We start from the raw sequence: 4268 nt of genomic DNA, 5'->3' as shown, positions 1-4268 counted from the left end.
TCGTGTTGACATCGCAACTAAACACGATGTTTAATTCGCCGCGTGGACAAGTCAACTCCTCTCGAACGTGCCGCCGATGCCATGGATTCCTGGGCCGGTCTCGCCCGTGCGCTCGGCCTCACTCCCATGGCGGTGCTGCACTGGCGCAAGCGCGGCGTGCCCATCGAACGGTGCGGTGACATCGAGCGCGTGACCGGCGGCGCGGTGAAGCGTCACGAGCTGCGGCCCGACATCTTCGATCCACCCCACCAGCAGCAGCCGCAGGAGGCGCAGGCATGAGGCACTACGCGCTCTACGACCATCGGTGGACCGAGATCCATCGACCTGAACCCGTCCCCGGCCTGCTGCTTGAGCTACCGCCGCACCTGGTGCACTCGGTATCGAGCAATCCGGTGATGGAGTCGTTGGATGTCACGACGATCCATGACGACGAGCGCCAGGTTTCGTATCGACCACGTTTGGGTCCGGCCCCGATACCGTTCACGGCGCCCATAGGGTCGTTCGCTCTGCGATGACGTCAGTTTTCGTCTCCTCCCCCTCCGCTCGCACTCTGGTCTCCAGCAGGCGGAGGTTTACGCGCGGCAGCAGCACGCCGCGCCTTTCTCTTTCGGCGATCGCGTCGGCGGTCGCTTCTTGGTGGTGTGTGTCCATGGCGCCATGGTGCGCTGCGGGCGTCCAGAAAAAAACGTGTGTCTAGGGAGGTCGCTCACATGTCAGCCATCGAAGATGCCGCATATAACACGGTGCACGATTACCCAGGCGGCGCCGAGGCTCTCGCCCCGCGGATGGGAAAGAGCGCGAAGGTGCTGGACTCGAAGGTCAATCGCAACGAGTTCCGGCATCACCTGACGCTGCGCGAGGCGGTGCAGATCATGGGGCTGACCGGCGATCACCGGATGGTACGGGCGATCTGCCGACACCTTGGGTACCTGGATCCGATCCGGGCCGTGGTGTACGAGGGGATTGCCGACGAGCAGCTGCTCGAGCTGGTGGCCGCGGCCACGGTGACATCGTCCGACCACGAGTTCGAGTCGTTCGACGAGCAGACCATTGAAGCGATGACGGCGCTGGCCGAGCTGCGCGATCGGCTGCGGGGCATGGTGGTGGAGGATCCCGTCAGTCTGCGCAAGGTGTGATGGTGCAGTCTCCCGCCGAACCCTCGACGTTCATCGGCGAGGACGTCGAGCTCGTCTGGCAGCACTACGGCCTGACGTCTGACGAGCGCTGGTGGGCGAATCGCGCACTGCTGCTCGATCCGCGCGACGGCACGACGTGCTACCGCGCGCTGGCGGCGGAAATTCGTGCGCAGGAGGCGACGCCGGCAGCATGACGTCTCCCGTCGAATATGCGCTGGCCTATGCCGCGATCGGATGGCCGGTGTTTCCTCTGGAGGGCAAGCGCCCTCACCCTGTTCTCGGTCCGAAGGGCGGCTTCAAGCTGGCCACGCGCGACACGAAGATCATCGAGCGCTGGTGGACGGCGCACCCGGACGCGAACATCGGTGTGCCCTGCGGCCCGACGAGCGGCTTCTGGGTGGTGGATGTGGATCCGCGCAATCACGGCGACACGGCCTGGACGACGCTGTTGGAGCAGTATCGCGTGGAGGGTTCCGGGCTTGGCGCACTCGTGCAGCAGACCGGAGGGGGCGGAACGCACTACCTCTTCGCCTGGAACGACCAGGTGCGCAAGGGCAAGCTTTCCGAGGGGATCGACGTCAAGCGCGATGGCGGCTACATCGTGGTGGAGCCGTCGGTCACTCAGCAGCGGTACGCGTTCGAGGACTGGGATTGCCTTACCGGTGAGCTGCCGCCGCTGCAGCCCGCGCCCGCCTGGCTGGTGCGCCTGGTGTCGGTGCCGGCGGAATCTCCTGCGGCGGTGGGTGGCGCGCCGGCCGGGCCGTGGAACGAGGATCTCAACAAGCTGCGTTCGGCGCTGTCGCTGTTGCCGTCGGACGAGTATCCGCAGTGGATCACGGTGGGTGCGGCGCTGTATCACGGCTCCGGCGGTGCGGCGCTGGACGAGTGGATCCGCTGGTCGAGGACCTCGAGCAAGTTCGAGGACGGGGCCTGTGAGAAGCGCTGGCAGACGTTCGCGAAAGCACCGGCGCAGCGCGCGACGCTGGCGTCGATCTACTGGATGGCCACACAGGCCGGCTGGCGATCTCCGCGCAAGCCCAAGCCTCCGGAACCGCCCCCACCGACGGACGACGGCGGCGGCTCACCTCCCGACGATGATCCGCGTCCGACGATCCGATGGGTCGACGGCCAGCTGCCGCGCGTGGTGGACGATGCCGAGAGCGCACTGATGCGCTCGGCCGAAGGCATCTATCAGCGCGGCGGGCAGCTGGTGAGGATCGTCCGGCGCGAGTCGACGAGCGTGCGCAACTTCAAGCGCGTGGCGCCGGCCGATCTGTCGCTGCGCGAGGTGGACAAGGCGTACCTGGTGGAGGCCTTCACCAGGGCGGCGGTGTGGGAGCGGTACGACAAACGCGCCGACGACTGGCGTGTGGTGAATTGCCCGGATAAGGTGGCCGAGACGTATCTGGCCCGCTCGGGCCGCTGGCGTGTTCCTCACCTGCTGGCCGCGATCACGGCCCCGACCCTCCGACCTGACGGGACGGTGCTGCAGACACCAGGGTATGACGCGAGCACCCGCACGTGGTACGACCCGTGTGGCTTTTCATATCCGCAGATTGACGAGAACCCCACGATGGACGACGCGCAGGGCGCGCTGGCTTATCTGCATCGGGCGTTCTCGACCTTCCCGTTCCAGGACGAGGTCGACAAGGCGGTCATCCTGGCAGCCGCCCTCACGGCCCTGGTGCGCAGATCCCTACCGAGTGCGCCGCTGATTGCGATCACGGCGCCGACGATGGCCAGCGGCAAGACGCTGGTGGCCGATCTGATCTCGATCATGGCTTCCGGGGTTGTCGCACCCGCCATGCAACTCCCGGAGACGGAGGAAGAGGCCAAGAAGACCGCGCTGGCGATTCTGATCGCGGGCGATCCGGTGGTGATGATCGACAACGTGGACCGGCCGCTGCAGGGCGACTGGCTGTGCACGGCGCTCACCAGCGAGACGTTCGCCGGCCGCGTGCTGGGTGTGTCTCAGATGGCTCACGTGCCGACGTGCACGATGTGGATCGCGAACGGCAACCAGCTGACGATTGCCGGCGACCTTCGAACTCGCGCTCTGTTGTCTCGACTGGACCCGAAGATGGAGCGGCCGGAGCTGCGAGAGTTCAAGCAGGACATCCGGGTGTGGTTCCAGGAACACCGCTCGAAACTCGTCGCGGCTGGACTCACGATCATGCGGGCGTTCATCGTCTCTGGTGAATCGCCGTCGAAGTACGTCACGCCCTGGGGCCGGTTCGATCACTGGTCGAACATGGTCCGGGCTCCGCTCGTGTGGTTGTCCGAGCGAGATCCGTATCTGTCGGCCGCCTCCCTGGATGCCGACGATCCCTTCCGCCTCGAGCTGCTCGCCCTGCTGCGCGCCTGGTTTGCGCGATTCGAGCAGCTGGACGTGACGGTGTCCGATGTGATGACCGCCGCCGAGGACAAGATCGACTCTCGTGCGGGTCCACTGATGGAGGCGCTACGAACGGTAGCGGGCGACCGGGGCGGCACTGTCAACGCCCGGCGCTTGGGCCATTGGCTCAAGAGGCACGCCGGGCGAATCCTCGATGCCAAGAAGTTCGAGCGCGGTGGAGACCGCAATGGCTCGGCGCTGTGGCGGGTTGAGAAGTTCAACCCCCAGTGAGGGGATTCAAGGGGTTTAGGGGTTTTAGGGGTTCTTCTCTAATCAACGCGAGAAAGTGTCAGAAGGAAGAAAAGAAAGCCTCATTGACAAAAATGAAGAGTGGCTCGGAACAAACCCCTAAAACCCCTGAACCCCTGAACGATGGCACGTGACCAGGTCTTTCTTCGGGTTCACTGGGCGATTGTCTTCGAGGATCTCAAGAAGGCAGGGCTGAGCTTGCGCCAGACCGCTGCAGAGGTGGGGGTGAGTCATGCCGCCCTGTGTCAGTCGAAGTACGGGGACATGAAGCACTCGACTGGAGAGAGGCTCATCACGCTGTGGATACAGAAGACCGGGCAGGTACGGGAGGCGCTGCCGTTGAGTGATGGACTGGACGTGGAATGTTGAGTGGTGGTCAGGATTGTTACCACTGAGACGCTATACCTTACGTGTCCATGAACGTGGACACTTCTCAATGCCGACTCGACCTCCTGCACCGTGCCCTGAGTGTGGCGTGCTGGTTCTTG

Annotated in this window: 6 protein-coding genes; all 6 read left to right on the top strand. The window is 64.9% G+C overall.

The window, feature by feature from the left end:
* The first annotated feature begins 81 nt into the window (after nucleotides 1-81).
* The 6 genes from IPK20_22095 (at nucleotide 82) to IPK20_22070 (ending at nucleotide 4149) form a co-directional block, all read left to right on the top strand.
* Complete coding sequence (locus IPK20_22095; GenBank protein ID MBK8019108.1) at nucleotides 82-279, top strand: helix-turn-helix domain-containing protein; 198 nt, start codon at nucleotides 82-84, stop codon at nucleotides 277-279.
* The gene (locus IPK20_22090; GenBank protein MBK8019107.1) at nucleotides 276-515 is read left to right on the top strand and encodes a hypothetical protein; all 240 of its coding nucleotides are present in this window, start codon (nucleotides 276-278) and stop codon (nucleotides 513-515) included. Before IPK20_22095 ends, IPK20_22090 begins: the two co-directional genes overlap by 4 nt.
* Nucleotides 516-710: 195 nt before the next feature.
* Nucleotides 711-1136: a hypothetical protein gene (locus IPK20_22085; protein MBK8019106.1), complete on the top strand. Its 426-nt coding sequence runs from the start codon at nucleotides 711-713 to the stop codon at nucleotides 1134-1136.
* Nucleotides 1136-1330: a hypothetical protein gene (locus IPK20_22080; GenBank protein MBK8019105.1), complete on the top strand. Its 195-nt coding sequence runs from the start codon at nucleotides 1136-1138 to the stop codon at nucleotides 1328-1330. Before IPK20_22085 ends, IPK20_22080 begins: the two co-directional genes overlap by 1 nt.
* Nucleotides 1327-3762 carry a bifunctional DNA primase/polymerase gene (locus IPK20_22075; GenBank protein ID MBK8019104.1) on the top strand — a complete coding sequence of 812 codons (2436 nt, stop codon included), beginning with the start codon at nucleotides 1327-1329 and terminating at the stop codon, nucleotides 3760-3762. Before IPK20_22080 ends, IPK20_22075 begins: the two co-directional genes overlap by 4 nt.
* A gap of 141 nt (nucleotides 3763-3903) precedes the next feature.
* Nucleotides 3904-4149 carry a hypothetical protein gene (locus tag IPK20_22070; GenBank protein ID MBK8019103.1) on the top strand — a complete coding sequence of 82 codons (246 nt, stop codon included), beginning with the start codon at nucleotides 3904-3906 and terminating at the stop codon, nucleotides 4147-4149.
* Nucleotides 4150-4268 lie beyond the last annotated feature (119 nt).

It is taken from the genome of Betaproteobacteria bacterium, from assembly GCA_016713305.1.
Taxonomy (GTDB): Bacteria; Pseudomonadota; Gammaproteobacteria; order Burkholderiales.
The sequence above is the reverse complement of the archived record's forward strand: the minus strand, read 5'-3'. Positions and strand labels throughout refer to the sequence as shown.

Excerpts from the sequence above, each read along its gene's own strand:
- IPK20_22080 (MBK8019105.1), top strand. The coding sequence starts at position 1,136 with ATGGTGCAGTCTCCCGCCGAACCCTCGACGTTCATCGGCGAGGACGTC.
- IPK20_22070 (MBK8019103.1), top strand. The coding sequence starts at position 3,904 with ATGGCACGTGACCAGGTCTTTCTTCGGGTTCACTGGGCGATTGTCTTC.
- IPK20_22085 (MBK8019106.1), top strand. The coding sequence starts at position 711 with ATGTCAGCCATCGAAGATGCCGCATATAACACGGTGCACGATTACCCA.
- IPK20_22095 (MBK8019108.1), top strand. The coding sequence starts at position 82 with ATGGATTCCTGGGCCGGTCTCGCCCGTGCGCTCGGCCTCACTCCCATG.
- IPK20_22075 (MBK8019104.1), top strand. The coding sequence starts at position 1,327 with ATGACGTCTCCCGTCGAATATGCGCTGGCCTATGCCGCGATCGGATGG.
- IPK20_22090 (MBK8019107.1), top strand. The coding sequence starts at position 276 with ATGAGGCACTACGCGCTCTACGACCATCGGTGGACCGAGATCCATCGA.